This window comes from Sphingomonas sp. ABOLG (assembly GCF_003950435.1).
Classification (GTDB): Bacteria; Pseudomonadota; Alphaproteobacteria; order Sphingomonadales; family Sphingomonadaceae; genus Sphingomonas; species Sphingomonas panaciterrae.
In genome coordinates this window covers 211,095-234,335 of record NZ_QQWW01000001.1, presented here as the reverse complement: position 1 = coordinate 234,335, position 23,241 = coordinate 211,095, and the positions used below count along the sequence as shown (strand labels likewise).

Genomic DNA, 23,241 nt, shown 5'->3' with positions numbered 1-23,241 from the left:
CACCCCTTCTGCGGAGATGCCGATGAGCGATCCAACAATCGCCGAACGGGCGTTCGCCAACATGGTGACCGCTACGAGGGCTCCGCCCAGCTTTGACGGGCAAGGCTGGCTCGTCGCGCTGAACCTATTTGCGAGGACGGCTGGCTTCTGCCTTACCGTCATGCTCGCGGGCAAGATCGTCCGGGACATGAGGCGCAACCGGTATCGGGATAAGCTTCGCGAGCCGGTGACCATATTGCGCCTGACCGTGCTGGCCTTCGCGTTTGCTGGCGTTCTGCGCTTCGGCGGTGAGGCTGCCGCACTGTGGGGCTGGAACCCTGCTGATCCTTCTGCGACGGCAGCGGCCACCCTCGCGAAGCGCCTGCTCGATCCGTTCGCTGCGGGGCTCGCTTGGCTTGGGTTCGGCCTGTTCGTGCTCGCCGAGCGCGGCATCATCGACCAGCTGCGCAAGCAGCCCTTTCCGATCAACATGTGGGCCAGCCTGGAGCAGCTCAAGCGCCCCGCGATCGTCGTGGCGCTTTGCTTCGTCGCTGCCGTTGGAGTGGTGAGCACGCGATGATCATCGAGCGCGGGGCCGGCGCGGCCGCAACTGGTTTGCTCGCCGTGGGCGCAGCAACCGCAGCTCAGCCGGCAACGGCGAGCTTCTTCGGAATGCCCTTTGAGATCGCCACCGCCATCGCCGCAATGTTCGGCTGCATCGTGACGCGGGTTATTGTCGGCCAATCCGACAAGGTGTCCCGCTGGCGGGTTCGCGTGCCGATCGACGTTCTATCGGGCGGCGTGACGTTCTTCCTCGTCGTCGCGACACGACCGTCGCTGCTGACGGCGCTGGTGCTGGGCATCACCGTCGCGGCTCTGGGCGCCTCGATCATAAAGATCGCCGAGGTGCGCGGCCGGAAGCTGATCGACGCGCTGTTGCCTGGCGGCGTGGGTGACGACGATGACGAAGCCGGCATCGCCCTGGCGATGGATCAGCTCCACCGCATCCCCGATCCCGAGAAAAACTCGGGCTGAGTACGGCGCCTTACCCCGCCGTAGTGACACAGGTGGGCAAGGCGCCGCGGCGGCCGACAGGACGAAGCCCGCGGCCGCGCGTGACCAACCTCGGCCATTCCGATCCTCAACACAAGGAACAACGATCATGGCAACCAACCTACGGGTGGGGCCGATGGCGCTCGCCCTGATGCATCACTTTGAAGAGCTGCGGCTGCTTGCGTATCGCTGCCCGGCTGACGTGCCCACAATCGGATGGGGCAATACCTATTATCTCGATGGCTCTCGCGTCCGCATGGGTGATCGGATTACGGCCGAGCATGCAGACGCGCTGTACGCGGCCGTCCTGGAGCGCGATTTCGCGGACCCCGTGCGCGCCGCGATCGGTAACGCGGCGACCACGCCCGCGCAGTTCGGCGCGATGGTGTCCCTCGCCTACAACATCGGCATGGGGCCGCGCCTGTCGGTGCCGGGGCTGAAGAAGGGATTTCGCCAATCGGAAGTCCTGCGGCTGCATCGCGCTGGCAACTACGCGGGCGCGGCCGAGGCATTTGCCGGATGGACCCGGGCGGGCGGGCAAGTGTCCGACGGGCTGGTGCGCCGGCGCAAGGCTGAAGCGGCGCTCTATCGCTCTGACTTTGCGGATCTGGCGAAGCACACCTACGGCAAGGTGAAGCCGTGATCAGGGGCGCGCTCGTGGGCGCCGTCGTCGTCCTGCTGCTGATCGGGGGGCTGGGCTTCCTCTGGCAGCGAGCCGATGCCCGCGCCGATCGGCTTGCGCTTGAGGTGCGGGAAGCGGGCGCCGAAGCCGACCGCCTCAAGAAGCGCAACGATCAGCTGGAGCGCGCTGCGCTGGAGCGCCTCGCTGACGATCGCGCCGTCGACCAGCTTGGAAAGGACATGCACGATGCGATCAAGGATATTCCCGGGGGCACTGCGCCCAGCCCTGCTGCTGTCGCTCTCGGCTGTCAGCGCCTGCGCGCGGCCGGCGCCACGGCCAGCGGCACCTTCCAGCGTGTCTGCGGCGGACGTTAGGGCACTGATCGAGCCTAAGCCGGTGCCCGGCCCGGAGATCGTGACCGACGACGCGGCAAGCGCAGCCTACAGCATCGATGTCGAACTGTGGGGCGAGCGCCTGTCGCGGGCGGGACGCCGGGTCTGCCGCGCGATAGCGGCGGATGGGGCGGCGCTCGGTTTCGTTTGCCCGTCGCCTCCGGCGCGATAGGAGCGCCTAGCGCATCGGTCCGTTCGGCTTGATATCGTCCTGCTGGGGCACGCCGCTCACGCCTTCCAGATCTGCATAGCGGATCGGCGGCGGTGGCGGGCTGCCGGATAGGATCTCCAGCTTGTTCAGCTTGTCGCTGATCATCGCGGCGCCGAGCAGCCGCGCGCGCAGCTGTTCGGCCGGCCGGTGATCCGCCAGCCCCTTCAGGACCGACTTCGGCCAGGATCTTATTGCGGACTGGATCCGGTTGATCAGTTCGTCACGGTCGACCTGTCTCATGCCAAGGGGCTCCATGGATCGCGGGCGCCGAGCAGCCGTTCGTCGATGTTGAGAGCCATCGCCAGATGCAGGCGCTCCTTTTCCGGCAAGCGCTTGGGCGTGCCGCGCTGGATCCATTGCTGAAGGTAAGCAGGGTTGCGCCCGATCTTGCACGAGAGCGCATGCAGGCTCGTGCCCTGGGCGTCCACTTCCCGCTGCACAACCGCGCGCGGGTCACTCGACATCAATAGCACAGGTAATCGTTCTCCGCGTCCTCAAGGGCTGCCCAATCGTCGCCACTCGCGCGCTTGCCGCTGAGCCATTGCCGCACCGCTTCCGGATCGCCGGTGCGTGGGAACGTGCGGTCGGCCGAGGCGGCAAGCGCAAAGTCGCCGATCCATCCCGCGCCTTCTGGCGCAGCAGCCACGCGCCGAAGGCGAGCTTGGGTTCGAACAGGGGTAAGGCTGGCTCTGGCATGGCGGCATCCTCCGAATCGAGCAATGCCGTTCATACGCTTTGTTCCGCGTATGTTCCATCGCTCGACAGCCATCAGACTGAGCGCCTTGTCCCCCCGTCCTCGTAAGCTATTGATCTACAACGCACGCGATTGACCATCGAAAGCGGCAACCTACGTTGAGATTAAAGGACTTTTCGGGTCCACGGCGAAAGAGTGTGCTCAGGCAATCGGGAGGCGCAAACTAACGCGCCAATTTAGATCGGTCGTTAACATGGGGGCAGCTCAATGTCGGGTGACGCTATCGTCTCGCACATCATCGACATACGTAAGGCTCCGATGGACTTCCCGACCCATCGGCACGCCGGCTCTTTTTGGGAGCAGCTGGGCCGTTGTGTGGCCACGTTTGGCTTTCTGGAGGAGGTTCTAGGCAAAGCCATTTTCGCCTTTAGCGCCACTACGGAAGTAATGGTTGATGAGTGGGAGGCAGCGTATGCGGCGTGGCTTCCGCAGCTGAAGAAGGCTTTGTCTGATCAGCTGGGCCGATTGATTGACAGCTATGCGTCGGCTGTGCGTAAGCATCAAGCTCCTAATCCGGCTGGCTTTGATGAGGTGATCGCGGAATTACGCGCAGTAGCGATTATGCGGAACGTGATCTGCCATGGTTCGTGGAGATCACCTGACGTCGAAGGTCGCTCGCTGCCATTCTTCACGAACACGAAGGGCGACATCTGGGAAGAGCCAATGGACGTGACATATTTGGCTTCTCTTCAAAGGCAGACCGCTGAGCTCGCCGCATATGTGATGAGCACCGTAACGACACATGGTTGGCAGTTCCCAGGCACGGCAGGACCTGGCCGACCCATCTGGACGCGTTCGTAGCTACGAATTCTCCGCTTTGCTTTACGCTTTCACGAACACATGGTCTCTCCATGACACCTGGCGAATTGTTTACGATCGGCATTAGCTCGGGGACAGTGTCCGCTCTCCTCAATCTGGCCGTAACCGAATTGCGTGAGCGCACACGAAGCAAGCGCGACATGGAGCATCAAGCTTTACAGGTAGCAGAGCACTTGGAAGCTTATGCCTTCGCATGTGCGACATATGCTTTCGGCAATTGGAGGCTGCTTGTGGAAGGTCGGCCTGGGGCCCTCGTCTCCCGAGTTCCAGATTTTGGAAAATTTCCTGACACGATCACGTGGCAATCGCTTGATGCCAGCCACGCTACAGAAATGAGGGCGTTGCCCGGACGAGTGCTCAGCGCGGTGATTGCGGTTGATGCCGGGTTCGGCCGAAGCGCTTATGACGGCTTCCGAACCGCACAGTATTGGACCCTGGCTCTTGGTTCGGAGGCCTTCAAGAACGCTGCTTACCTTCGTGAAATCTCGCGGATCAATCAGTTATCGTTCGATCAACCGACGTGGGACTATCCGACGTTCCTACGAGGAGAGCTTGAGAAGCACGAAGTCCGTAAGCAAGAGATTGCCGCGCTGTTACATAACAATCCCGCGGGCCATTGGCCGCCGGCGCAGCCGATTGAGGGTTAGACATTCTGCAGCGGACGCCGCGGATCTTCTTGCCGCTGCCTCGACTGGGTAGCCGAGGCAAACCAATGAGATTGCTCGCTTGTGTAAGGTCCCGTCGAACACGAATCGGCAGACTACCCAGTCGCAATCGCCCTATATCGCCAGACCACCGGCGGGCCGGCGCTCCCTCGGTCGAAACACTCATCACCGAGATCCAGCGGCGCAGCCTCGACCTATAAGCCCACTATTCTTTCATCCGAGCGTCGTGCCGAGCGTTGTCAGCCTTACGGATACGCACTGCCCGACGATGCGGTGTATTCTGGCGAGCATACCAGATGGCGGCTGTTATCGACGCGGCTGGGACGACAAGCAGTATGTAGGCGATGACGGTGCGTTGATCGACGGGAAATACCCAGCTGTTCGAACGGAAACGTCTCGCCTATCAGATTGGCACCAATGAAGCTCTCGACTCTGTTCGATGATCGGTAGAGGGCAGAGGAATGAACCCCGACATTCTCGCCTCGCTCACGGACGAAGAGCTAGAAGCCGCCTATCTCCGTACGACCATGCAGCCTGGCGATCCCGAGGCCGACGCGATCATTGCCGAGGCGGAGCGCCGCGGAAGCACGCTGCATTGAGGATCATCGACCGCAGGTTCCTGATAGGGTTCTTCGGTGTGCTGGTGGTGTTGGCGGCTGCATTGGCGCTTTCCAGTTGCGGCGACAGCGAAATTCCCGGCCACAACAGCCTAATCCGGCACGTCAAGAACAACCCTGTGGGGCGCGATAGCGATCAGTGGATCGAGAAATACAACATGGCAGGCGAATGGGAGCGGACGGGACTGATCTTCGGCAACGTGGACGATCAGGGTGAGTGCCTAAAGGCGATCGCTGGCCTCAAGCAGGCGAACCCGGCCGCGGAGTATCGCTGCATCGCCGCCAACGTCAGATAGCGCCGCCCAGCTCTAGGCGCTCGGTGCGCTCTTCTAATTCGGTGATGCGGTTCTCTAGCGCGTCGACTTTTGCCGCAACCGGGCCGACCATGTCGTCGGCCGCATCTTCCGCAATGCTCTGCGCCGTCTCGCCCTCTCCGCAGCCCATCAGCAGGAGGATAGCGAACATTGAAGCTGCGACTTTCATATCCGCCTCACCCATCACCAATTTACGTTGATGTGAGATTGACCGGTCCCACCCGATCGCACAAGTGCAGTCACCTCTCCCACAACACCTTGGTCACGGGAGCCCTCTCTCGCCGGTTGAGCTTCACCGCCCGTAGCGATGCACCACGATGTCCGCAGTTCCGGCACCGAAACCGAGCGCCCGGGGGCTTCTGGCCTAGCGGGTGTGCTGGCCGCAACACGGCGTCCGACGGACCGAAGATCCGCCGCGCGCGAATGTCTCGTCCCTAGGCCGCCTCCGGCCTCTCATCATCAGCAGCAAGCCGGAGCTCGATGTCAAATCCCAGATCGGCCGGCAGAATTTCCACCTGCTGATCGGCAGGCCGAGTATCGTTCCAGTGCGTCTGGTCTAGGAAAAGCTGATACATGTCGCCGACTGACTGTTCGCGCCGGGTAACACATGCCTTCCTGAAGCTTTGCGGCTTGGTCTTCGGATTATCGATGTCGATGTAAGAGAACACGAGCTGGCCATCCGCGGTGTGTGTAGGGACCGCATGAAAGCCTCGATATGGGCGGCCGGTCTTACGATCGTGACGGACATCCTGCCGCGCCGCGTCCTTGAACTGCTTGGCGAGCCTTTCCCGGGGCGACACCGGGGGCGGCGCGTCCCAGCCCATCTTGAGCGCGAGATCCGCCACCTCGTTAAGGTCGATCTCGTCCTTTCCGGTGATCTCTTGCCAGTGCCGAATGAACTTCTGGCGCTCTGCTACCTTCGACATGCCTTGCTATTCTCCTAAAGGATACACGTCACCCCAGCCGTCGACGGCTGCATTCGCCCTGATGTGCGTCCGGACGCCCACAAGATGCTGACGAAATCGATCGTATCTGCCCGTTCGGTGCTGAAGTTGGCCAGCTACCAGACCCGCATGAACGCCAAGAAGCTTAGCGAACGCTGTCATATCGCGTTCGGAGAAGAACGGCGCTTTACGCGCGACGAAGCTGTCCATCTTGGAGGAGGGGACACAGAACTCCTGCGCCGCCGAGTTCGCCAGACGCTCCTCCTCGGGAATGTCAGCGCCTGTTCCGCTACGCTCGCCTTCAAGATCGTCTAGGATCATCGCCAAACGACCATGTCCCAGACGAACGTGCTCGAGTTCGTGCCGTAGAACGAACCAGAAATTATCGATCCGGTCGTGTCGCATCGACAAACCAACCACCGGCGACGCGTCATCAAGCCAGAAGCAAACGCCATCGATCTTGGCAGATGGGAGCGCCTCGACGATCACGAACCTGATCCCGCACTCTGCAAGAATTCGAGGGACATGGCGCGCTTCTTCAGCCGCGACTGCGAGTTGATGAAGCCGTGGCAGGGCTCGCTCAAGAGCTGCCACGTTGAAAGGTGGGACGATAAGTTCATCAGCTATCGACCGCACACGGTTCAGCCAGGCGATCTGAGTTGGGGTAGCCTCTCGGTTAACTTCCGTCTTTCGGGCGGCGTGTGGCATCACCTCGATCTGTTCGACACGTTCGACACCAAAAAACTTGGTTAGCCCTCGCTCCACGGCGGCAATGTCGCGAACGTCGCTTGCGTCAATCCATCCGCGTTTGATCATCGCTGCAACCGGCAACGAACCAAACAACTGAGCCCTAGTGCGGCGGCCAGGATCGGGACGCTGTGCAAACCGCGCCTTCGCCAGATCGAACGCTCGCTGCAACTCAAGGAATCGCTCGGCTGGTGCGTCCAGCACCTCCTCAAGCGATATCGCGATACTGGCGTTTACCGCCTGCTTGTCCGAGATCCAGCGATTGACGGTCGCCTCGTCCACGGCAAGCACCACGGCCAATGTGCGCTTGTTCCAGCCGCGCTCGTTCAACAGAGCCTCGATTAGCTGGCCCGGAGTTCGGATGTCGGGTGAATTGATGTCCATGGCGCGCGCATAGCCATAACTGAGTCCCACTCAACCGCCAACAGCAAACTTGCGCAATTCCTCAAGTTGGCGCTTCTTGCGTCGGCAGGTCCCCCCTCCTCAGCGCTTCGGGGCTATCGACGCAGATCGCCCGGTCACCGAATTGCTTATCGTCGCAACCATGATCACAGGTCTTATCGTCGGATGATGTCCGGTATCGCAGTGGTATCGCAAATGGCTGTATCAGCGAGCCTAGAACACCAGTTCCGCTGCACATTCTCTCCGGAATTGGAGGGGAGTTGCAGCAGTGGGAGCAATCGCACTGCAGAGGTCAGGGGTTCGATTCCCCTCGGCTCCACCACCACCCGATCATGTCGCTTCGTGGCATCGCGCCGACCGTCGGCGCCCTCTCCGATCCACCCGCGCGCGATCATCGCAGCACCGTCAGAGTCAATTCGTGCACCCGCGCGCGTGACTTTCTGGCGCAAGCATCGTTAAGTCGGTCGTATGAGTGACGATCTGCCTGAAGCGATTCCCGCCGCAACCTTGATCATCTTCCGCGATGCCGCCGACGGCCCGCCCGAATTGCTGATGGTGGAACGGGCGAAGGCGATGGTCTTCGCCGGCGGCGCGATGGTGTTCCCCGGCGGTCGGATCGACCCGGGCGACCATGCGATGGCGGCGCTTCACGGCGGCGGCGAGGAAGCGGCGGCGCGGATCGCCGCCATTCGCGAGACGATCGAGGAAGCCGGGTTGCCGATCGGCCTGTCTGCGCTGCCGACCGCAGAGCAACTGGTGCGGATGCGCGCCGCGCTGCACGCCGGCGATTCCTTTGCCGAGGCGCTCGCCGCTGCCGGCATGACGCTCGACCTCGATCAGCTGGTGCCCTGGGCGCGCTGGCGCCCTGCGCACCGCAACATGCGCATCTTCGACACGCGTTTCTATCTGGCGCGACTGCCGGAGAATGCACCGCGGGCGACCGTCGACCACACCGAAAACGTCCGGCTGGTCTGGGCAACCGCGCAGCAGGTGCTCGACGATGCCGATGCGGGGAAGCTGGAGGTGATCTTCCCCACCCGCCGCAACCTGGAACGACTGGCGCAATTCACCAGCTTCGCCGATGCGGCCGCGCACGCCAATGACACGCCGATCCGCACGGTCACGCCCTGGTCCGAAACGCGCGACGGGGAGGAGCATCTGTGCATCCCCGATGACGCCGGCTACCCCATCACGTCCGAGGTGATCGCGAGCGCGATGCGCGGTTGATGCGCAAGCGGGATCGTGCCGCGCGGCGCGTGCGGCGCACGCTGCGCGTCATCGTTGCGCTGGCCGTCGTCGGCCTGCTGGCGCTGCTGGCCTATGGTTGGGCGCAGCGGCATCCGCAGGATACGCCCTGGGCGCCGCTCGACCTGGCGCAGCCGCCCGGGCTGTTCACCGGGCGCAAGCTGGTCGCGCTGGGGGAGGATTTTCCCCGCTGCCAGTCGCTGCTCGACCGTGCGGGCGTCACCTATACGGTGCTGGCGCCGCTGCGCGAGGGCGACAATTGCGGCTATGACAATGCCCTGCGCTTCGCTGCGGACGAGCCGCGCATCACCCCCTTCACACCCGCCGGGCTGGGCATCTCCTGCCCGGTCGCCGCCGCGCTGGCGCTATGGCAATGGGAGGTGGTGCAGCCCGCCGCCGAACGGCACCTGCGGATGCGCGTGACGCGGATCGACCATCTCGGCAGCTACAATTGCCGCCGCCTCTACGGCCGCAGCAGCGGCGATTACAGCCAACACGCCACCGCCAACGCGGTCGACATCGCCGGCTTCCGCCTCGCCGATGGCAGTCGGATCAGCGTGCTCGACGACTGGAAGGATGGCGGCGCCAAGGCCGCGTTCCTGCGCGACGTGCGCGATGGCGCGTGCAAGCTCTTCGCCACCGTCCTGTCGCCTGACTATAATGCCGCCCACCGCGATCACTTCCACCTCGATCAGGCGAACCGCGGATCGATGAGCTGGCGCTCCTGCCGCTGACACCGGCGCGCGCCGGCGCAGCAAGCCTCAATACGGAATCGCGGGGCTCTCCACCTTCTCCACCCAATAGGGGAAGAACGCCGGCGGCCGCGCCGACCAGCCCGATGCCGTGGCCGCCGCCTCGCTGATCGATTGCAGCAGGTCACGGCGCAGCGCAGGATGGAGGTGCGGCAGGGCCGCGGCGGAACAGAAGGCGCCTGGCAGCCATGGCCGCGCCGACGCGCCGATCAGCCGCTCGTACAGGAACCGATAGGCGGAAAAGCTGGTGATCCGCCCCTGCCCCAGGTCAAAGGCGCTGACCGCGATCAGCGGCGCCAGGAACGGCTCGATCGCATCGATGCCGCTGTCCTGCGGGATCATCGCACGAATCTCCGGCAGGCGGCGATAATAGCGTGCCTGCGCCCGGATGCTCGCCGCCTCGACCACGTCTCGCGACCAGCGGGCCAGCGCATCCTCACGATCAAGGCCGATGTCGAGGCTGCGGCGGATGTAGCGCTGGGTCGACGCGCCGAAGCCCGCAAACTCCTTCATCTCCGCCAGCGTCATTGCGCCTTCCGCCGGCCTCATCATCGCGCCCATCGCTAGCCACCCCGCACATGTTGTTGCGATCGGCGGGGTGGGAGGATCCGCCCCGCGCGACCACAAGGCGATACGATCATGGCCGATGACGCACTGCAACAAGCGATGCGACGAACTGAGTCACTCTTGTTACGGAATGACGATCAGTGCGGCTTTGGCGCAACAATCAGGCGTCGCGCTGCCGCTCGGCTTCCTCATCATATCCCGACGACTTGGCGGGGTCTCCGCTGCCCGGCTGCGTCGAAGAAGGCGGGTCGGAGGCGTCCATCGATTCATCGAGGCCCGCGTCAAGCTGCGCGTCCTTGTTCTTGGGATCCTTGTCCAAACGCTCGGCAATCGATTCGTCGCGACCGGCATCCTGTGACGGTGGCTGCTGCGTGGGCATCGAACTCTCCTTCGTTACCCATCATCAACGAACAATTTGTCTAGGCTGTTCCCGCGGCATCATCGCCAGGCGACATCGTCGATCCGGCGCACGCAGACCGTCTGCCGCTGCAGCGTCGCCACGCCAAAAATGGTCATGAAGGCGATCTCGGTCGCGTCCAGCCCGACGGCGACACGCGCCAGATCGTCGCAGCTCGCCATGCCCGTCGGGTCGACCAGCCGCCACCCCCCGTCGAGCCACAGTTCGGCGACCGCGTGAAAGTCAGGCGGGTCGACGCCGGGCGCATAGGCGCCGACGCAGCGCGCGGGAATTTCGGCTGCACGCGCCAGCGCCACCAGCAGATGCGCATAATCGCGGCACACGCCGCGCCGCTCGGCAAAGGTGGTCAGCGCACTGCTGTGCCCGTCGCTCACCGCCCCGCTGTACGTGAGATTCTCGCGCACCCAGTCGGTCAGGGCGGCGGCCAGCGCGCCGCCGCGCAGGCCGGCGAATTGCCCCCGCACGAAATGCTCGAACCGGTCGGACTCGACGTAGCGGCTGGGCAGCAGGTAGCGAACGGTTTCGGCCGGCAGCGCACGAACCATCGTTGCCGGCAGCGCCGCCAGTTCGAGGCTCGGCCGGTCGATCGCGACGGTGGCGTGATAGTCCGCCACCAGCCGGCCCTCACCCCTCGCCCAGCAGCGTTGGCCGATCCCCGCCTCGCCCGGCACCGCACGGATCGGGTGGTCGGACCGAATGACCAGAGATTCCGTCTCGATCCACTGATCCGGCATCGCCGCCGCCTCGATCTGCAGCAGCACGTCTGCCGGCTCGGCAAAGCCATAATCCAGGTGGACATCGATCGACAGGCGCATCGGGCCATTCCCCCTCATGTCCCGTCGGGCCGGCCGGGAAGCGGACAAAAGAAAAGGGCCCGGCAGGTTTCCCCGCCGGGCCCCGGTTGATCCGGATGCTGCTCGCTTATTCGCGGTTGCCCAGGAACGAGAGCAGGAACTGGAACATGTTGATGAAGTCGAGGTAGAGCGACAGCGCGCCCATGATCACGGCCTTGCCCATCATGTCGGTGCCGGCGACGTGAGCGTACATCTCCTTGATGCGCTGCGTGTCATAGGCGGTCAGGCCAGCGAACAGCAGCACGCCGATCGCGCTGATGCCCATCTGAAGCGCCGAGCTCTGCATCCACAGGTTCAGCAGCGAGGCGACGATCAGGCCGACGACGCCCATGATCAGGAACGTGCCGAACGCCTGCAGGTTACGCTTCGTCGTATAGCCGTAGATGCTCAGCGACAGGAAGGCGACCGCGGTCGCGAAGAACGTCGTGGCGATCGAGGAGCCGGTGTAGACGAGGAAGATCGTCGACATCGACAGGCCCATGATGCCTGCGAACGCCCAGAACAGCAGCTGGGCGGTGCCGGTCGACAGACGGTTGATGCCGAAGCTCAGCACCATCACGAACGCCAGCGGCGAGAACATGATGATATATTTCAGCGGCCCCGGGGTCAGGAACACCTGCGCCGCCAGGCTTTCGCGCCCGCCGCTGGCGAACAGCAGCGCGACGATGCCCGTCAGCAGGACGCCCGAAGCCATGTAATTGTAGACCGACAGCATGTACTTGCGGAGACCCGCGTCATACGTCGTTCCACGGGTGCCCGGTACGCTCGCGCCGAACGCGCTCGCGGTCGGACGGGGGTCGGACCAGTTGGCCATTTCGTATATGCTCCTTCGTCCGGCAAAAGGGCCGGATACCCACGGAATATTGCGTGCGGGAACGCAAAGTTCAAGTTTGGCCGCCCCTAGCAACAGTTCGTCACATTCGCCCACTCCCCGCCCGTCGCCGCATCGCCGCCTGAGCCCTTCAGATTACAGGGAAACGATCCATGCACCGCCTGTTCGTGGCGCTTCGCCCGCCCCCCGCCATCCGCGACACGCTGACCGATGTAATGGACGGCGTGGCGCCCGCGCGCTGGCAGGATGACGAGCAACTGCACCTCACCGTGCGCTTCATCGGATCGGTTGATCGCCCGGTGGCGGAGGACGTGGCGCTCGCCTTGTCCTCGCTCAGCGCGCCCGCGCCCACCGTCGCCCTGTCGGGGGTCGGCCGGTTCGATCAGCGCGGGCAGACCGGCGCACTCTGGGCCAGCGTCACGCCGCACGACGCGCTCGCCGCCCTCCACCGCAAAGTCGACCAGGCGATGATCCGCGTCGGGCTGGAGCCGGAACATCGCGCGTTTCTGCCACACATCACGCTCGCCAGGCTCAGCCGTGGCGCCGGCGCGGAGGCGGAGGTCGCCGCCTGGCTCGCGCGGCACGCGGCGCTGTCCAGCCAACCCTTCGCGCTCACGCACCTCATCCTGTACGAAAGCCACCTCGGCCATGCCGGCGCCGCCTATGAGCCAATCGCGCGCTGGCCCCTCGAATGAACGTCTGTTAGGCCTCTCGCAACGATCCAAGAACATCACACGGGGGCAGGATGCAAACCGAGACGGATGGTGAATATCGCGCCACTGGCTATGCCTGGTACGTCCTGGCCATTCTGTTCGTTGTCTACATCCTGAACTTCATCGACCGGCAGGTGATCTCGATCCTGGCGGAGGATATCAAGCGCGACCTGAACCTGCGCGACGAGGATCTCGGCTTCCTCTACGGCACCGCCTTCGGCGTCTTCTACGCGCTGTTCGGCATCCCGCTGGGGCGGCTGGCGGACAGCTGGCACCGCGTCCGGCTGATCAGCGTCGGCCTCGCGCTCTGGTCGACGATGACGGCGCTGTCGGGCCTGTCGAAGAACGGGACGCAGCTCGCCGTCGCGCGCATCGGCGTCGGCATCGGCGAGGCGACGGCCAGCCCGTCGGCCTATTCGCTGATCTCCGACTATTTCCCCAAGAAGCTGCGCGGCACCGCGCTGTCGATCTATTCCGCGGGCATCTATGTCGGCGCGGGCATCTCGCTCTTCATCGGCGGACTGATCGTGCAGAACTGGAACGCCGCTTATCCCGATGGCGGCCCGTTCGGCCTTGCCGGGTGGCAGGCCGCCTTCCTCGCCGTGGGCCTGCCCGGCATCATCTTCGCCATCTGGATCGCCACCTTGCGCGAACCGGTGCGCGGCCTGTCGGAAGGGCTGGCGCAGCCGCCGCATCCCGCGCCGTTCCGCGAATTCTTCAACGAACTCATGTCGATCCTGCCCCCATTCACCCTGATCGGTGCGGCGCGGCTGGGCACCCGCGCGCTCATCACCAACCTGATCGGCCTTGCGGTGGTCGCGGCGGCAATCCTTGCGCTGATCAGCATCGGTGAGCCGCTGCCGCAATGGCTGGCGGTGGGGATCGGCTGCTATGCCGTCTTCTCCTGGGCAACGGCGCTGCGCCACCGTGATCCGCCGGCCTTTGCGCTGATCATCGGCACGCCGGCGTTCCTGTGCACCGTCGTCGCTTATGGCCTGAACGCCTTCCTCAGCTACGCCGCCGGCTTCTGGGCCGCGCCTTATGCGATGCGCGATCTCGGCATCTCGCCGGCAGAGGCGGGGCTGATCCTGGGCGGCCTTGGCGCCGTGTCGGGCTTCCTCGGCGTCACCGCCGGCGGCATCCTGGGTGACAGGCTGCGCGCCAAACATCCCGGCGGGCGGCTCATCATGGTCGCGCTGGGCGCAGTCGTCCCCGCGCCGTTCCTCGCCATCGCCTTCACCACCGACACGCCGATCGTGCTCTACGCCTGCCTGTTCCTCGGCCAGTTCACCGCCAGCTGGGGCCTGGGCAATTCCGCCGCGACGACGCAGGATCTCGTCCTGCCGCGGATGCGCGGCGCGGCGACGGCGACCTATTTCATCGGCACGACCCTGCTTGGCCTCGCCATGGGTCCGTACCTCGCCGGGCGTATTTCCTCGCTGACGGACAGCCTGTCGATCGGCATGCTCTCGCTCCTCGTTACCGTGCCGATCACGCTCGCCGCCGCGATCGCCGCCTTCCGCCTGGTGCCGGAGGCGGAACGTACCCGCGAGGCGCGCGCCCGCGCCGCTGGCGAGCCCGACCTCGTTTGATCCGAGTCGCGGCACGGCTGGCAGGGATCGTCGCAGCGCTGCTGATCGCGCTGCCGATCCACCTGCTGTGGCGATTGCTTCGCCTCCCCTCCCCCTGGCCGCGCTGGTACCTTGGCACGCTGGGCTGGATCATCGGCGCACGCCGCCGGACGGTCGGCACGCCGCTGAGGCGCAACGTCGTCTTCGTCGCCAATCACCTCAGCTGGATGGACATTCCCATCCTCGCCGGCCGCACCGGCAGCGCGTTCGTGGCCAAGGCGGAGCTTCGCGCCGTCCCGCTGGTCGGCTGGCTGTGCACGCTCAACCGCACGATCTTCGTCCGGCGCGAGGATCGCATGGCAGTGACCGAGCAGATCGCCACGCTGCGCGCCGCGCTGGCAGAGGCATGGGCGATCACCATCTTCCCCGAAGGGACCACCGGCGACGGCACGCAGCTGCTGCCGTTCAAGGCGCCCTTGCTCGCAGTGCTCGATCCGCCCCCGCCCGGCGTCCTCGTCCAGCCGGTGCGCATCGATTATGGCGCGGCGACCCGCGAACTCGCCTGGGTCGGCGATGAACCCGGCACCGCCCATGCGCTACGCGTCCTGCGCCGCCGCGGCAGCTTCACCGCGACGCTGACCTTCTGCCCCCCCTTCGACCCGGCGGAGCATGGCGGACGAAAGGCGATCGCCGCCGAAGCGCGCGCGCGGATCGCGGCTGCTGGGGGCATGGAGGCCGCCAGGGTGGATTCCCCCACGGTCGAGCCCGCCAATTTGGACTCCGGTGGTGTGGAGGCCGCAGCTTCGCTATAGGCCCGGCGCCATGAAGCCCGCGCCCAAGACCTTCGCCGTCAAATCCTTCGGCTGCCAGATGAACGTCTACGATGGCGAGCGGATGGCCGAGCTGATGGCCGGCCAGGGCATGACCGCGGTCGATGCCGCCGACGCCGATCTGGTCGTGCTCAACACCTGCCACATCCGTGAAAAGGCGACGGAAAAGGTGTTTTCGGACATCGGCCGCCTGCGCAAGGATCGCCGCCTGCAGGGCGCCGAGGCGCCGATGATCGCCGTCGCCGGCTGCGTCGCCCAGGCCGAGGGTGAGGAGATCGTCCGCCGCGCCAAGGTCGATGTGGTGGTCGGCCCGCAGGCCTATCACAACCTGCCCCGCCTGGTCGCCGATGCCGCCGCCGGCACCCCCAGCGTCGATACGGACATGCCGGTCGAATCGAAGTTCGGCGTGTTGCCCGCGCGGCGCAAGGTCGGCCCCACCGCCTTCCTGACCGTGCAGGAAGGGTGCGACAAATTCTGCACCTATTGCGTCGTGCCCTACACCCGCGGCGCGGAAGTCAGCCGGCCGTTCGCGGCGATCGTCGATGAGGCAAAGGCGCTGGTCGATGCCGGCGCGCGGGAAATCACGCTGCTGGGGCAGAACGTCAACGCCTGGACCGACGCCGACGGGCGCGGCCTGCATGACCTGATCCGCACGCTGGACCGGATCCCCGGCCTCGCCCGGATCCGCTACACCACCAGCCACCCGAACGACATGGCGCAGGGGCTGATCGACGCGCATCGCGACGTCGAAAGCCTGATGCCCTTCCTCCATTTGCCGGTGCAGGCGGGCAATGATCGCGTGCTGAAGGCGATGAACCGCAGCCACACGCGCGATTCCTACCTTCGCCTGCTCGACCGCATCCGCGCCGCGCGGCCCGATATCGCGCTGTCGGGCGACTTCATCGTCGGTTTCCCCGGTGAGACCGATGCCGAGTTCGCCGACACGCTCAGCCTGGTCGATGCGGTCGGCTATGCCCAGGCGTTCAGCTTCAAATACAGCCCGCGCCCCGGCACCCCGGCAGCCGATCTGTCGGGCCAGGTGCCCGAAGAGGTGATGGCCGATCGCCTCCAGCAGTTGCAGGCCGCGCTCAACCGCGATCAGCACGCCTTCAACACCGCCAGCGTCGGTCGCACCTGCGACGTGCTGATCGAACGGCGGGGCAAGTTCCCCGGCCAGATGCTAGGCAAGTCGCCCTGGCTTCAGTCGGTGCTGCTGGCCGGCGATCATGCGATCGGCGATCTCGTCACCGTCACGCTGACTCAGGCCGGTCCCAATTCGCTGATCGCCGTCCCCCGGCTCGACCGCGCCGCCTGACACCTCAGGCGCTGGCGGGAGCGGCGGGCGGGAGCGACGGGCGGGAGCAACAGGGCGCTTGCGCGAAATCAGCACAAGGGGGGCTTACACTCGCCCCCTCGCGCTGCCACATTGCGGCGACATGATCCGCTTCCAAGGAGCCCGATGAGCCGCAAGCCCGTAGCCGCCCAGCCGGGCGAGCGTAGTCGCGTCGAACTGACGTTCGATCGTCCCCAGCTGCTCAGCGCCCTGTTCGGTCAATATGACCGCAACCTCGTGATGCTCGAAAACCGGCTCGGCGTGTACATCACCGCACGCGGCAATCGCGTCGGGCTGGAGGGGTCGGCCGAACAGGTGGCGCTCGCCCGCGACGTGCTGAACGATCTCTACCATCGCATCCAGCGCGGCGAGGAGGTCGACGGCGGCCTCGTCGACGCGGCGATCGCGATGGCGGCCGAACCGACGCTCGACGGCATCTTCGCCGCCGACCGGGGCAGCGCCGGCGGCACCGGCGGCGGCGCGCCGCCCATCATGATCCGCACGCGCAAGAAGACGATCGTGCCGCGCACCCCGGCGCAGGCGCATTACATGCGCGAACTGGTCAACAACGACATGATCTTCGCGCTCGGCCCCGCTGGCACCGGCAAGACCTATCTCGCCGTGGCGCAGGCGGTGGCGCAGCTCATCACCGGCAGCGTGCAGCGGCTGATCCTGTCGCGCCCGGCGGTGGAGGCGGGCGAGCGGCTCGGCTTCCTCCCCGGCGACATGAAGGAAAAGGTCGATCCCTATCTGCGCCCGCTCTACGACGCGCTCTACGATTGCCTGCCGGCCGAGCAGGTCGAACGGCGCATCGCGAGCGGCGAGATCGAGATCGCACCGATCGCCTTCATGCGCGGCCGCACGCTGGCCGATGCCTTCGTGATCCTCGACGAGGCGCAGAACACCACGCCCGCGCAGATGAAGATGTTTCTCACCCGCTTCGGCCAGAACAGCCGGATGGTGATCTGCGGCGATCCCAACCAGACCGACCTTCCCGGCGGCGTCGCGGCGAGCGGGCTGGCCGACGCCACCATTCGGCTGGAGGGCGTGGAGGGGATCGCGATGGCGCGGTTCAGCGCGGCGGACGTGGTGCGCCACCCGATCGTCGGGCGCATCGTCGAGGCCTATGAAGGGCCCGATGCCTGACACATTGGGATTTTTGGGCCTGATCAAACGCGCCGCTTTGCTCTACGGACAGGTTCGATGATCGAGATTGCCCTTTCGCAGGAAGTCCCCTGGACTCAGGATCGGTGGGAAGCGCTGGCGCTGGCGGCGGTGCGTGCCGCCGTCGGTGCGACGCCCTACGGCACCCTGCTTGCCGCCCCCGCGACGGTGGAGGTCAGCATCCGCCTGACCTCCGACGTGGAGGTGCAGGCGCTCAATCATCAATATCGCGGCAAGGACAAGCCGACCAACGTCCTGTCCTTCCCGATGGTGCAATCCGACCTCATCGACACCGTCAGCCAGAATTCGGACGACGGCGAGGTGCTGTTGGGCGACATCGTGCTCGCACACGGCGTCTGCACCGCCGAAGCCGCCGAACGGGGGATCAGCGTCGCCGACCATGCGACCCATCTGATCGTGCATGGCACCTTGCATCTGCTCGGCTATGATCACATCAACGACGATGAAGGGGACGCGATGGAAGCGATCGAGCGTGATGCGCTCGCCTCGCTCGGTATCGCCGATCCCTACATTATACGAGAGGACTAAGTGTCCGAGGACCGAAGTAGCGCCGGAAACGGCGAGCCTGGCGAAGGCAGTATCTGGCGCGGCCTGCGCACCTTGATCTTTGGTGATTCCGAAGAGGCCACGCTCCGCGAAGTGCTCGAGGCGGCGATCGACCGCCACGAGGAGGAGGATCGTCCCGAGACGAAGGGCGATCTGACCCCGCTCGAACGGCAGATGGTGCGCAACCTGCTGCATTTCAGCGAGCGCGATGCCGGCGACGTCGGCGTGCCGCGCGCGGACATTATCGCGATCGAGGAACGCACGCCGTTCGACGAGCTGGTCCACGTTTTCGCCGATGCCGGCGTCAGCCGCGTGCCGGTTTATCGCGAGCGGCTCGATACGATCATCGGCATGGTCCATGTGAAGGACGTGTTCGCGATCCTCGCCGGGGATGGCCCGCGGCCGGATGACATCACTGGCCTCATTCGCCAGCCGCTCTACGTCCCGATGAGCCGCGGCGCGCTCGATCTGCTTGCCGACATGCGCCAGACGCGCGTCCACCTCGCCGTGGTTCTAGACGAATATTCCGGCACCGAGGGGCTGGTGACGATCGAGGATCTGATTGAGGAGATCGTCGGCGAGATCGAGGACGAGCATGACGAGGCACCCGCCGCGCTGCTGGTGCCGACCGATGGCGGCGCGTGGGACGCCGACGCACGCGCGGAGCTTGAGGATATCGCCGAGCTGGTCGACGCCCGCTTCGACAAGGCCGGTTATGACGTCGACACGATCGGCGGCCTCACCGCCGCACTGGCCGGCCATGTGCCCGAGCCGGGCGATTGCATCGACCACCCCAGCGGCTGGCGGATCGAGGTGCTCGACGCCGACGAACGACGCGTCAATCGCGTGCGGCTGCACCCGCCGCAGCCGGAGCCGGAAGAGGATTGATCCGGCGGCGCTGCGCCGATCGCCCCTGACGGGCCGGTCGGCGCGCGCCGCTCAGCTCAGCGGCGCCGCGGATCAGCGGAAATTATCGGCGTAGCTCTGCAGCTTCAGCGTCTTCTTCGGCGCCGGGATGACCGTATAGGCCAGCCCTTCGCGCTCGGCATAGGCGATCGCCGCCTCCACCGTCGGGAAGAACAGGTTCACCTGCTCGCGCGTGTCCGCGCCCCCGGCCCAGCCGGTCAGCGGATCGGGGCGCTTGGGATCGTCGGACGGGATCTCGAGCTGCCACAGGTCGGTGCGGTGCTTGCCCGATTGCATGGCGTTCTTCGGGCGCTGAAAGATACGGGCGGTCGACATGGCCGTGCCCTTACCGCGATCCGCGCGCTCTTGCATCGGCATTTTTCGTCCGCAGCGTCGCCGCCGCCGCGGCCGGGTCATCGGGCCAGGGATGGCGCGGATACCGCCCACGCATTTCCTTGGCCACCGCGGCCCAGCTTCCCGCCCAGAAACCGGGCAAGTCGCGCGTCGTCTGGATCGGGCGGCCCGCAGGCGAGGTGAGCGACAGGACCAAAGGCACGCGCGCCGTCCCGACCGTCGGATGCTCCGCCAGCCCGAACAGCGCCTGCACGCGCAGCTCCACCTTGGGTCCCCCTTCCGCGCCATAATCGATCGCATGGCTGCTCCCCGCCGGGCTGGTGAAGTGCGACGGCGCGACGCGCTCGACGCGCTGCTGCTCGTCCCAGCTCAACAGGCCGCGCAGCGCATCGCCAAGCGCGCCCGGCGGGATGGCGTCCAGTCGCCGGCGCCCCGCCACCAGCGGCGGCAACCAATCGTCCAGCCGCGCCAGCAGCGATTCGTCATCGAACGGCAGCCCGGCATAGATCGCGCGCTGGCGATAGGCCTCGGCCCCCGCCTGCCACGGCAGCAACGCCAGCCCATGCGTCCGCACCCCCTCGACCAGCGCCGCCTCGATCGCCGCCGGATCGGCGCTGCTGTCGGGCCCGCTGCTCAGCCGGATCGCGCCCAGCCGCCGCTCGCGCAGCGGCCGCACGCCCCCCGTCGCGGGATCGAACTCGGCGATATGCCGCGTCTCGATCCGCTCGCCGAACAAGGCCGCGACGCTTTCCTCGTCGATCGCCGCCGCCGACAGGATCCGCGCCCCCGCCGCCATGCCCTGCGTTTCGGCCACCGCCAGCCATTGCTCGCGCGCCAGCGTCGACGCCGGGTCCAGCTTGAACCCGCGCCCACCGACCGAGGCCCAGCGTTCGCCACTCGCATCACGCCGCCGCGCCACCCGGTCAGGAAACGCCAGCGCCACCGCCACCGCGACATCATGCCCGCCCGCCGGCGGCGCGCTGACGGCCGCCGGCATTGAGCGCGCCCAGCGCTCCGCCAGCTTGCGCGCCGCCTGCGCCTTGGGCGACCGATCGCCGCGCCAGCGCCGCAGCCGAAGCTCGAGATCCGGGTCATTGCCCCCCAGCCCGCGCTCGCCAAGCAGCACCGCGACCTCCGCCGCCACGCCGCCCAGCCCCATCTCGCCCGCGCGCACCAGCATGTGTGCCAGCCGCGGCGGCATCGGCAGCGCGGCGATGGCGCGGCCATGCGCGGTCGGCCGCCCGTCCGCATCGATCGCGTCCAGCGCGCCGAGCCGCGCCCGCGCCTCGCTGACCGCTGCCTCGGGCGGCGGATCGATCCACGACAGGTCGCGCGGGTCAGCCACGCCCCAGATCGCGCTGGCCAGCACCAGCGCCGACAGGTCCGCCTCCACTATCTCGGGCGGGTCGAACCGCGGCAGGCCGGCGGTCGCCGCTTCCTCCCACAGGCGATAGGCAACGCCCGGCCCCTGCCGCGCCGCACGGCCGGCGCGCTGAGTCGCCGACGCCTGGCTCGCGCGCTCGGTGACCAGCCGGGTCATCCCCGCCGCCCGATCATAGCGCGGCCGCCGCGCCAGCCCCGAATCGACCACGATGCGAATGCCATCAAGCGTCAGGCTGGTTTCCGCGATCGAGGTCGCCAGCACCAGCTTGCGCCGCCCGTCGGGCTCGGCCCGGATCGCCGCGCGCTGGGCGGCGGGATCAAGGCTGCCGTGCAACCGGTGCAGCGCCACGCCCGGCAGCCCCTCCAGCCGCTCCGCCGTCCGCTCGATCTCCGCCACGCCCGGCAGGAACGCGAGCACGCCGCCCTCCGCCTCGCCAAGCGCCAGCCGCACCGCCGCCGCCACCGCATCCTCGATCCGGTCATGCGTCCGCCCGATGTGACGCAGCGTCAGCGGCCAGCTTCGCCCCTCGCTCTCGATCACCGGCGCGCCGCCCATCAACGTGGCAAAGCGCGCCCCGTCGAGCGTCGCCGACATCGCCACCAGCCGGATGTCCTCGCGCAGCCCGGCCTGCGCATCGAGCGCCAGCGCCAGCCCGAAATCGCCATCCAGGCTGCGCTCATGCACTTCGTCGAACAGCACCGCGGATACGCCCGCCAGTTCGGGGTCACGCTGGATCCGCGCGGTGAAGATCCCCTCCGTCACCACCGTCACCCGCGTCTTTGCCGAGCGTTTGGTGTCGAGCCGCGTCGCATAGCCGAACGTCTGGCCCACCGGCTCCCCCGCCAGCGCCGCCATCCGCTCCGCCGCCGCACGCGCCGCCAGCCGCCGCGGCGACAGCAGCAGCACCTCGCCGGTGCACCATTCCTCGCCCAGCAGCGCGGGCGCGACCGCCGTCGTCTTGCCCGCCCCCGGCGGCGCGACCAGCACCGCATTGGCGCGGGTGCGCAGCGCCCCGAGCAGATCGGGGAGGACGGCGTGGATCGGCAGGTCGTCGACCATCACGGCAGCGCCATCACCTCGGGCGACCGGAGCGCCGCGTCGATCAGCGCCTCGTCGGGCTGGCGCGCGGGCGGCGTGTAGGCCGGCACCTCCACCGGCGCGCCGACCGTCACCGCGGCGAAACGCGCAGGATCGCCGCCGGTCTGCCGCAGGATCGCCTCCAGCATCCGCACCGGTGTCTCGCGCCCCTCATAGCTCAGGCGGAACGTCCCCCAGTGGATCGGGATGGCATGTGCCGCGCCCAGCCGGTTGAACACCCGCACCGCATCGGCCGGGCCGATATGGCTGCCCGTTCCCATCTGCCCGGGCACGAAGCGGAATGCGCCGACCGGGATCAGCGCCAGTCGCACCGGGCCATGCGCCGCCGCCTCGCGCGGCCAGTTGCCGTCGCCCATCCCCGTGTCGCCGGCGAAGAACAGATTGCCCCCCGGCAGCGTCACGGTGAAGGCGGACCAGAGCGCGCGGTTGCGATCGCTGAACCAGCGGCTGCCCCAATGGTGGTTGCGCGACACCGCCACGGCGACGCCCGGCTTCACCGTCACCGACTGCCCCCAGTCGAGCGCCGTTGACGGCACCCCCGCCTGCCCGATCACGCTGTCATTGCCGAGGCTGGTGACGATCAGCGGCCGGTCACGCTCCCACAGCCGTTTCAGCGTCGCCTTGTCGAGATGATCGTAATGATTGTGGCTGACCAGCACGAGGTCGATCCGGGGCAGGTCCTCCAGCCGCACGCCCGGCGCGGTGACCCGGCCGGGGCCAAAGCCGAACGGCCCGGCGCGATTCGACCAGATCGGGTCGGTCAGGATGTTCAGCCCCTGAGTCTGCACCAGCACGCTGGCATGGCCGATCCAGGTGGCGCGCATCCGCTCGCCCTCGACTTGCGGCAGCGGCCGGGTCTGGGTCACCGGCACCGCCGCCGGCCATGCGGGCCGGCCGTCGCCACCCGTCAGGTACCGCCAGAAAAAGCCGCCACGGCTGCCCCCCGTCGGTGGCCGCACGGTATCGGCGTCGCCATCGGGGTTGAAGAATCGCGCGCCATTGAAATGGTCGCCCGCCGGCCCCTCATAATAGATCCGGTCCAGGAACCGCGGCACGATCGTGATCGCCAGCAGCCCGCCGATCACCAGGAACAGCAACCCTGTCCCCGCCGCCTTCAAAATCGTCTTCAACCCG

At 66.7% G+C, this 23,241-nt stretch carries 30 protein-coding genes and 1 tRNA gene; 17 read left to right on the top strand and 14 right to left on the bottom strand.

Annotated features, from left to right (window positions below; all coding sequences use genetic code 11):
- The first annotated feature begins 16 nt into the window (after positions 1–16).
- From CA236_RS01210 to CA236_RS01200, 3 genes are all read left to right on the top strand, one after another.
- The gene (locus CA236_RS01210; RefSeq protein WP_241212456.1) at positions 17–559 is read left to right on the top strand and encodes a hypothetical protein; all 543 of its coding nucleotides are present in this window, start codon (positions 17–19) and stop codon (positions 557–559) included.
- Complete coding sequence (locus CA236_RS01205; protein ID WP_125944212.1) at positions 556–1,014, top strand: hypothetical protein; 459 nt, start codon at positions 556–558, stop codon at positions 1,012–1,014. The genes CA236_RS01210 and CA236_RS01205 overlap by 4 nt, the downstream gene beginning before the upstream one ends.
- A gap of 154 nt (positions 1,015–1,168) precedes the next feature.
- Positions 1,169–1,675 carry a lysozyme gene (locus CA236_RS01200; protein WP_164518812.1) on the top strand — a complete coding sequence of 169 codons (507 nt, stop codon included), beginning with the start codon at positions 1,169–1,171 and terminating at the stop codon, positions 1,673–1,675.
- On the opposite strand, the gene CA236_RS18620 is transcribed toward CA236_RS01200, so the two are convergent.
- The 4 genes from CA236_RS18620 to CA236_RS01180 all read right to left on the bottom strand — a co-directional run bounded on the left by CA236_RS18620 (position 1,654) and on the right by CA236_RS01180 (position 2,903).
- A complete protein-coding gene (locus tag CA236_RS18620; protein ID WP_164518811.1) occupies positions 1,654–1,899 on the bottom strand; it encodes a hypothetical protein in 246 nt (81 codons plus the stop codon). The genes CA236_RS01200 and CA236_RS18620 overlap by 22 nt on opposite strands.
- 325 nt (positions 1,900–2,224) lie before the next feature.
- Positions 2,225–2,497, bottom strand: coding sequence for a hypothetical protein (locus CA236_RS01190; protein ID WP_125944209.1), 273 nt, complete (start codon positions 2,495–2,497; stop codon positions 2,225–2,227).
- Positions 2,494–2,685, bottom strand: a complete 192-nt coding sequence (locus CA236_RS01185) for a hypothetical protein (protein WP_164518810.1) — start codon at positions 2,683–2,685, stop codon at positions 2,494–2,496. Before CA236_RS01185 ends, CA236_RS01190 begins: the two co-directional genes overlap by 4 nt.
- A 35-nt stretch (positions 2,686–2,720) precedes the next feature.
- Positions 2,721–2,903, bottom strand: coding sequence for a hypothetical protein (locus tag CA236_RS01180; protein ID WP_241212454.1), 183 nt, complete (start codon positions 2,901–2,903; stop codon positions 2,721–2,723).
- Between the two features lie 315 nt (positions 2,904–3,218).
- Here CA236_RS01180 and CA236_RS01175 point away from each other — a divergent pair, with 315 nt between their 5' ends.
- The 4 genes from CA236_RS01175 to CA236_RS01165 all read left to right on the top strand — a co-directional run bounded on the left by CA236_RS01175 (position 3,219) and on the right by CA236_RS01165 (position 5,408).
- A complete protein-coding gene (locus CA236_RS01175) occupies positions 3,219–3,812 on the top strand; it encodes a hypothetical protein (RefSeq protein WP_125944207.1) in 594 nt (197 codons plus the stop codon).
- A gap of 50 nt (positions 3,813–3,862) precedes the next feature.
- Positions 3,863–4,477 (top strand): hypothetical protein, encoded by a 615-nt coding sequence (locus CA236_RS01170; protein WP_125944206.1) that lies wholly within the window; start codon positions 3,863–3,865, stop codon positions 4,475–4,477.
- 479 nt (positions 4,478–4,956) lie between these two features.
- A complete protein-coding gene (locus CA236_RS18615) occupies positions 4,957–5,094 on the top strand; it encodes a hypothetical protein (RefSeq protein ID WP_164518809.1) in 138 nt (45 codons plus the stop codon).
- The gene (locus tag CA236_RS01165; RefSeq protein ID WP_125944205.1) at positions 5,091–5,408 is read left to right on the top strand and encodes a hypothetical protein; all 318 of its coding nucleotides are present in this window, start codon (positions 5,091–5,093) and stop codon (positions 5,406–5,408) included. Before CA236_RS18615 ends, CA236_RS01165 begins: the two co-directional genes overlap by 4 nt.
- Here CA236_RS01165 and CA236_RS01160 read toward each other — a convergent pair.
- From CA236_RS01160 to CA236_RS01150, 3 genes are all read right to left on the bottom strand, one after another.
- Entirely contained in the window at positions 5,401–5,610 is a 210-nt protein-coding gene (locus CA236_RS01160; protein WP_125944204.1) for a hypothetical protein, read from the bottom strand. The two genes, CA236_RS01165 and CA236_RS01160, sit on opposite strands and share 8 nt — an antisense overlap.
- A 250-nt stretch (positions 5,611–5,860) precedes the next feature.
- Positions 5,861–6,352, bottom strand: coding sequence for a hypothetical protein (locus CA236_RS01155; protein WP_125944203.1), 492 nt, complete (start codon positions 6,350–6,352; stop codon positions 5,861–5,863).
- Between the two features lie 6 nt (positions 6,353–6,358).
- The gene (locus CA236_RS01150; protein WP_125944342.1) at positions 6,359–7,501 is read right to left on the bottom strand and encodes an XRE family transcriptional regulator; all 1,143 of its coding nucleotides are present in this window, start codon (positions 7,499–7,501) and stop codon (positions 6,359–6,361) included.
- 274 nt (positions 7,502–7,775) lie between these two features.
- Between CA236_RS01150 and CA236_RS01145 the strand changes: the two genes are divergently transcribed.
- The 3 genes from CA236_RS01145 (at position 7,776) to CA236_RS01135 (ending at position 9,498) form a co-directional block, all read left to right on the top strand.
- A tRNA-OTHER gene (locus tag CA236_RS01145) sits at positions 7,776–7,841 on the top strand.
- Positions 7,842–7,987: 146 nt separating this feature from the next.
- On the top strand, positions 7,988–8,746 hold the full coding sequence (locus CA236_RS01140; protein WP_125944202.1) for an NUDIX domain-containing protein: 759 nt from the start codon (positions 7,988–7,990) through the stop codon (positions 8,744–8,746).
- Positions 8,746–9,498 (top strand): extensin family protein, encoded by a 753-nt coding sequence (locus CA236_RS01135; protein WP_046409168.1) that lies wholly within the window; start codon positions 8,746–8,748, stop codon positions 9,496–9,498. The genes CA236_RS01140 and CA236_RS01135 overlap by 1 nt, the downstream gene beginning before the upstream one ends.
- Positions 9,499–9,525: 27 nt before the next feature.
- Here CA236_RS01135 and CA236_RS01130 read toward each other — a convergent pair whose 3' ends face one another.
- The 4 genes from CA236_RS01130 to CA236_RS01115 all read right to left on the bottom strand — a co-directional run bounded on the left by CA236_RS01130 (position 9,526) and on the right by CA236_RS01115 (position 12,169).
- Positions 9,526–10,077: a hypothetical protein gene (locus CA236_RS01130; protein WP_046409167.1), complete on the bottom strand. Its 552-nt coding sequence runs from the start codon at positions 10,075–10,077 to the stop codon at positions 9,526–9,528.
- 166 nt (positions 10,078–10,243) lie between these two features.
- On the bottom strand, positions 10,244–10,462 hold the full coding sequence (locus tag CA236_RS01125; RefSeq protein WP_186313892.1) for a hypothetical protein: 219 nt from the start codon (positions 10,460–10,462) through the stop codon (positions 10,244–10,246).
- 59 nt (positions 10,463–10,521) lie between these two features.
- Positions 10,522–11,316, bottom strand: a complete 795-nt coding sequence (locus CA236_RS01120) for a transglutaminase family protein (RefSeq protein WP_125944201.1) — start codon at positions 11,314–11,316, stop codon at positions 10,522–10,524.
- A 106-nt stretch (positions 11,317–11,422) separates the two neighbouring features.
- Positions 11,423–12,169 (bottom strand): Bax inhibitor-1/YccA family protein, encoded by a 747-nt coding sequence (locus CA236_RS01115; RefSeq protein WP_046409164.1) that lies wholly within the window; start codon positions 12,167–12,169, stop codon positions 11,423–11,425.
- A 170-nt stretch (positions 12,170–12,339) separates the two neighbouring features.
- Here CA236_RS01115 and thpR point away from each other — a divergent pair, with 170 nt between their 5' ends.
- The 7 genes from thpR to CA236_RS01080 all read left to right on the top strand — a co-directional run bounded on the left by thpR (position 12,340) and on the right by CA236_RS01080 (position 19,253).
- Positions 12,340–12,882, top strand: a complete 543-nt coding sequence (gene thpR, locus CA236_RS01110; protein WP_125944200.1) for an RNA 2',3'-cyclic phosphodiesterase — start codon at positions 12,340–12,342, stop codon at positions 12,880–12,882.
- Between the two features lie 50 nt (positions 12,883–12,932).
- A complete protein-coding gene (locus CA236_RS01105) occupies positions 12,933–14,492 on the top strand; it encodes an MFS transporter (protein WP_125944199.1) in 1,560 nt (519 codons plus the stop codon).
- Positions 14,489–15,283 (top strand): lysophospholipid acyltransferase family protein, encoded by a 795-nt coding sequence (locus CA236_RS01100; protein ID WP_125944198.1) that lies wholly within the window; start codon positions 14,489–14,491, stop codon positions 15,281–15,283. The genes CA236_RS01105 and CA236_RS01100 overlap by 4 nt, the downstream gene beginning before the upstream one ends.
- A 10-nt stretch (positions 15,284–15,293) precedes the next feature.
- Entirely contained in the window at positions 15,294–16,616 is a 1,323-nt protein-coding gene (gene miaB, locus CA236_RS01095) for a tRNA (N6-isopentenyl adenosine(37)-C2)-methylthiotransferase MiaB (RefSeq protein WP_125944197.1), read from the top strand.
- A 144-nt stretch (positions 16,617–16,760) separates the two neighbouring features.
- Positions 16,761–17,780, top strand: coding sequence for a PhoH family protein (locus tag CA236_RS01090; RefSeq protein ID WP_125944196.1), 1,020 nt, complete (start codon positions 16,761–16,763; stop codon positions 17,778–17,780).
- Positions 17,781–17,837: 57 nt separating this feature from the next.
- Entirely contained in the window at positions 17,838–18,347 is a 510-nt protein-coding gene (ybeY, locus tag CA236_RS01085) for an rRNA maturation RNase YbeY (protein WP_046409160.1), read from the top strand.
- Positions 18,348–19,253 (top strand): hemolysin family protein, encoded by a 906-nt coding sequence (locus CA236_RS01080; protein ID WP_046409159.1) that lies wholly within the window; start codon positions 18,348–18,350, stop codon positions 19,251–19,253.
- A gap of 72 nt (positions 19,254–19,325) precedes the next feature.
- Here the strand turns inward: CA236_RS01080 and CA236_RS01075 are convergent, their stop codons facing one another.
- Genes CA236_RS01075 through CA236_RS01065 form a run of 3 tightly spaced genes read right to left on the bottom strand, consistent with a single transcriptional unit; the run spans position 19,326 to position 23,228 of the window.
- Complete coding sequence (locus CA236_RS01075) at positions 19,326–19,607, bottom strand: ETC complex I subunit (protein ID WP_046409158.1); 282 nt, start codon at positions 19,605–19,607, stop codon at positions 19,326–19,328.
- A 10-nt stretch (positions 19,608–19,617) separates the two neighbouring features.
- On the bottom strand, positions 19,618–22,068 hold the full coding sequence (gene hrpB / locus CA236_RS01070; RefSeq protein WP_125944195.1) for an ATP-dependent helicase HrpB: 2,451 nt from the start codon (positions 22,066–22,068) through the stop codon (positions 19,618–19,620).
- Complete coding sequence (locus CA236_RS01065) at positions 22,068–23,228, bottom strand: MBL fold metallo-hydrolase (protein ID WP_125944341.1); 1,161 nt, start codon at positions 23,226–23,228, stop codon at positions 22,068–22,070. Before CA236_RS01065 ends, hrpB begins: the two co-directional genes overlap by 1 nt.
- Positions 23,229–23,241: the final 13 nt, after the last annotated feature.